This window comes from Aeromonas finlandensis, assembly GCF_000764645.1.
Lineage (GTDB): Bacteria > Pseudomonadota > Gammaproteobacteria > Enterobacterales > Aeromonadaceae > Aeromonas > Aeromonas finlandensis.
Map to the genome: position 1 here is coordinate 1 of NZ_JRGK01000173.1, position 4,883 is coordinate 4,883.

Consider the following 4,883-nt stretch of genomic DNA (forward strand, 5'->3'; position numbering starts at 1 on the left):
CATACAGATCATAGTTATAGTGGATCGGGGTTAGGCTTGAATATCTGTAAGCGCCTCTGTGAATTGATGGGGGGAGGGATTTCTATGAGCAGTAAGCGTGGGGAGGGAACCACTGTTGAGTTTTATTTTCCTTGTGCGAAGGGAACTCCCACTAAAAAGATAGAAAAAATATTTAATGAAATCCCATTAGATAAATGTGGGGTATCAAGAATTGTTATTGTAGATGACCATCCAGTTAACCTTATATTGTTAGAAAAGCAACTTGCATCTCTTGGTTATTCTGTTATTAAGGCTGAGACAGCTAGGCACGTTATTAATATTTTGAAGTCTCAAACTGTTGATACTGTCTTAACAGATTGCCAAATGCCTGATATTGATGGATTTGAGTTGGCGCAACTAATAAGGCATGCCGAGGAACAGGGGGAGCTTCCACGCAGGCATATAATCATTGGTTTAACTGCATCAGGGTTAGAGCAGGATAGAACAAAAGCTCTACAAAGTGGCATGGATGATTGTTTGTTTAAGCCAATAGATAGAGCTCGCTTAGAAAAAGCCTTTGCACCCTACTTAGCAACTATTTGCCACCAAGATGCTGGACTATCGACAAAGAAAATAAATTCTGAAAACACCGAGTTATTAAAACTGGTCCGTGATACCTCGATGCAAGATCTGTCGGTGGCATATCAAGCATTAGAAAGCCATGATTATGAGCGTGTTTCATCTCTTGTTCATCGAATTAAAGGGGTTTATCTGATGTTTAGAATTAATGAAGTGGTTTCATTGTGTGAACAGATAGAGCGAAATATAAAATCTGAGCAAGATATTAATTTGATATATCTGGGGTTTCAGGAGATTGAAAAAATAATAAATGAAGAGCAATCTAACTCTTGAGAGTAAGAATATTTGTTTTTATTATAAATTATAGCAACTCATCATTTATCGTGAGCGGGACACCATTGGTGTCCCGCTCTTTTTAAAGGATAGTGTTGGCACCACTGTAGAATTAAGTTGTAATACTAGAGCTACAATAAATTTGATAAAAATGGAGTGGTAGGTGGGGGGATATATGTACAGATCTAGTTATCACCTGACACCGGCCTCAAACCAGTGTCTTGTTTACGCTACTTTAGTGCGCACTTCCTTCGGTATCAATTTCAGACGGCGTTGTTTCCTAAATCAGCCAGCAAGTCATGACGTTCCCAGCCCCGGGTGAGCGCTACACTCGGGGCTTTCTGACAGATAGGCCAAGGGTATTCAGTTTGTTCATCGCACACACGTAGGCCATGACCTCTCCCACTTGGCCGTTGTAGTTACGCAGACTGATTTTCCCCGCCAGCAACTGCTTGAACCGATACATCGCCGTCTCTGCCAGCGAGCGACGGTTGTATCCCGATATCTTCTTCCAGTGCGCCAGCCCTTCCTTTCGTATTACCAGCACCGCTTCATTTCTTGGGTGCCCCTTTTTCCATAGCCCTGCGTTCTTGCGAGGCGGAATACAGGCTGTCGCCCCTTTACCTGCTATCAGCTGATGGCTGGCTTTGCTGTCGTAGGCGCCATCCGCATAAACACGTCCCAGCTTGCGCCGCAGTGGATTGAATAAGGTCGGCAGCACTTCGGCGTCATGGACATTATCCAATGACACTTCTGCTGCCACAACATCGTGGGTTGCCGGGTCTACCGCCAAATGCAACTTGCGCCAGACTCGACGCTTTTCGGCGCCGTGTTTCCTGACTTTCCACTCGCCTTCGCCAAATACCTTCAGGCCAGTCGAGTCGATGACCAGGTCGGTGATACGCCCCTTGGCGGGTTGTCGATAGGCCACTTTCACCGTGTGAGCGCGCTTGCTGACACAGCTGTAGTCCGGTGCGCACAGCGGTACATTCATCAACTCGAACAGGGAGTCGAGTAGTCCCTGAGTTGCGCGAAGCGTGAGGCTGAAAATCCCCTTGAGCATCAGAAATGTGCAGATGGTCTGGTCGGTGTAGAGCTGGCTGCGTCCCCGTCGTCCATGATGGTCGTGGTGAAACCAGTTGCGCATGGCCTCGACATCAACCCAGAAGGTGAGTGAACCACGGTTAATCAAAGACTTGTTGTATTGAGGCCAGTTGGTGATGGGGTGAAGCGATGTGCCCATGATGCAGACTTGAAGAGGATGGTGGTGATCAGATCAGCAAGTCCTCAGTTAGTTCCATTCAAGCTGCATCGATGTGGGAAACAACGCCGCTGTGAGGTGTCTAGGGAACTGGGGACGATTCATCCAATAGTGAGGTTCGCAATGTATCATAATTTTTAGCTGGTTATGGTAACTCTTATTGCAGAATATAAAGATGGCACAAGGAATATGCAGGTTTATTGTTGCTTAAATAAGACTTTTGGTTGTGGGTTTTTTCCTGCTTGGCTTGTTGGTGCTATCTGATAGGAGGAGGGGGGGGGAGGATGACGGACATGGGCATTTCTTTCAAATAACATATGTGTAAAGTGTTGTTGAGCAAATCTGTAATTTTCAGTATGTCCGATTTGCTATGAAAGTACACACTGCTGGATGAATAGTTTTCACAGAGTGCAGATACGTTGGAAGAGAAGAATTGAAGTAGTACTATCTTTTTTGGGAACCTCAAGATTTATTATTTTTTATATTTAATATAAGAGATCAGTTAAAGGAAGGATAGTAATGGAGCATAACGACCTTGTATTCAATTTAGAAAATAGAGTTAATTTCCTACCAGGGAAAGGGTGTCTGGTAAACCACCAAGGTGATAATATTCCATTATCGGAAAATAGTTTGCGATTCCTTCTATTACTGCTTGAGGGGGTTACTGAAAAAGATGCGATCATTGAGAGAGTCTGGCGCGAACAAAATGGCGCCATCAGTGAAAGCAGCTATTATGGTCAATTGCACATCTTACGGAATTCCTTTGTGCAGATCGGATTAGATAAAAATCTGATCAAAACAATACCGCGAAAAGGTGTTCGCTATATTGGTCAGTTTGAGAAACTGGAACTCTGTGGGAAACAGGTCCATAGCCCAGATGAGCGAGAAAATAATAAAGCGCTAGATATGGTGCTGCCTGCATCAGAAACAGATGGTTTTTTATCGGATAAAAATGAAGAGCCTATCGAGTTATCAAAATATTCGCTCGGTAATCAGATAGCACGTCATATCAAAAAAATTGGTATGTGGAATATTTTTATTTCTGCATTGGCAATTATATCCGTATGCTGGCTTACTCTTTTGACATTCGTGTTGTTGACGAGCATGGCGGAATGAGGTTCTCAAAGAGTAAAAAACGATTTTGGAATGGTGAATGAGGTTTCGATGATATATATACTGAGTTATGACCAATTGCGCTCAGTAGAGCATCTGCTAGCCACATGATAAGAATAATGATGCAACGTCAGTTCATTTTTTAGAGGGAAATGAGGTAATGACGTATGGCTCAATGGCTATAATCATCATTGGTAAATTACATATCGGCAATCAGCGGGCTATAACATTTCTTGCTGGTAATAAGGTGGTTGTTAGGCTGCTAAAATTACTCAATTGTGTCATCTAGATGGCTTATTTAGCGGGCCAATGTAATAGACATTTTTATTTATTAAACGAGTGAATGGTGTGATGTGTCTCTTTTTAATAAGCTCAGGAAGTCTTTATTTTGGGGTAAGTAATGTCACTGTTCAGATTAGCGTGAATAGGATGATTTCAGGGTGTCGTCAATTTTAAACCATCCAGTTCAGGGCACTGATAGAGATAGGTTGATTGCACATCATGGTTATTGATACATGCAACATCAGTATGGGTCGTGTTGTGAATGGATGGTCGTTTTTCTGCTTGCTGCGGGTCAGGGGATGCGTTGCACCTCGTTGTGGAAAGGAGGTGATAGGGTATTGAATCTAAAATGTAGATTTCGCCATCTTAACAACTTGCAGTTATCACTCGGAAAGGTCAACCGGCCTGCAAATGGTATTAAATCACGACGCCTAAAGTATTAGGGGGTTTTCTAGGTAAGTTATGACAAATTATTCAAGTTATGCACTGGCTCCATTATTTATTGTGCTTATCTGGATTTGTATTACGGATATTACTCATCGTACTATTAGCAATTACTGGGTTACTGTTTGTATCATATTAGTGTTACTTATTAATATTCTAGAAGGGCGGGGAATTCATGTTATTCCAGCTTCAGTGCTACTCGCTGTGGGTTTCATTCTATTTAATTTAAATGTCATCGGTGGTGGTGACGTCAAGTTGATGACGGTGTTGGCATTGGCGTTTGATGCGCAGGGAGTGCTTCTTTTTCTTCATGCTACAGCCATATTTGGTGGCGTGATAGCACTACTGGCGCTCTGTTTTTTCAGAAAAAGGAGCATGACACAGGGGGTGGCCTACGGGGTAGCGATAACAGCAGGTTTTATTACCGCATATCACAGCCAGTTTATGAGTTAGATTATTTAGGATTGCTACTATGAATCAGAAGTTAATGTTTTTGATATCCATTATTGTGATCGTGGTGGGGGTCTCGGGGATTGTGCTCAATAATGTAGATCCGCAAGCGCCTACTCCGATGGAGACCATGGAAAAAAAACCTTCCCCTGATAAAGCGATAAAGCTATTGGTAGCTAAAAGGGATCTGACACAAGGCTCAATATTAGAGGCAGATGATTACTCGGTGAAGGTTATTAATGCAGCAGACAACAGTGAATGGTCCAAATATCATTCAAATAGAAACTTTACTGAATATTTGGGGAGCTATATTACAGCATCAGTAGCACAGGGCGAGTATATTCTACCTGAGATATTGCTCACTTCAGGTCATCCGGAGTATATGAAAAGATCTTTAGGTCAAGATATTGCCTATACCCTAACAATAAGGCCTCAGGATCAT

General features: G+C 42.6%; 5 protein-coding genes. 4 read left to right on the forward strand and 1 reads right to left on the reverse strand.

Translation table 11 applies throughout. The features are described from left to right. A partial coding sequence (locus tag LD28_RS0112195) for a response regulator (protein WP_156120202.1) occupies positions 1 to 891 on the forward strand: 891 nt, incomplete at its 5' end. Between the two features lie 325 nt (positions 892 to 1,216). Here LD28_RS0112195 and LD28_RS0112200 read toward each other — a convergent pair. Beyond that, positions 1,217 to 2,134: an IS5 family transposase gene (locus tag LD28_RS0112200; RefSeq protein ID WP_033137236.1), complete on the reverse strand. Its 918-nt coding sequence runs from the start codon at positions 2,132 to 2,134 to the stop codon at positions 1,217 to 1,219. A 537-nt stretch (positions 2,135 to 2,671) separates the two neighbouring features. On the opposite strand from LD28_RS0112200, the gene LD28_RS0112205 reads away from it, so the two are divergent. The 3 genes from LD28_RS0112205 to LD28_RS23020 all read left to right on the forward strand — a co-directional run. Next, positions 2,672 to 3,268, forward strand: a complete 597-nt coding sequence (locus tag LD28_RS0112205; RefSeq protein ID WP_033137237.1) for a winged helix-turn-helix domain-containing protein — start codon at positions 2,672 to 2,674, stop codon at positions 3,266 to 3,268. Positions 3,269 to 4,009: 741 nt separating this feature from the next. Continuing rightward, positions 4,010 to 4,444 carry an A24 family peptidase gene (locus LD28_RS22365; RefSeq protein ID WP_081959541.1) on the forward strand — a complete coding sequence of 145 codons (435 nt, stop codon included), beginning with the start codon at positions 4,010 to 4,012 and terminating at the stop codon, positions 4,442 to 4,444. 19 nt (positions 4,445 to 4,463) lie between these two features. Further along, positions 4,464 to 4,883, forward strand: a 420-nt coding sequence (locus LD28_RS23020) for an SAF domain-containing protein (protein ID WP_156120203.1), incomplete at its 3' end; no start/stop codon positions are given.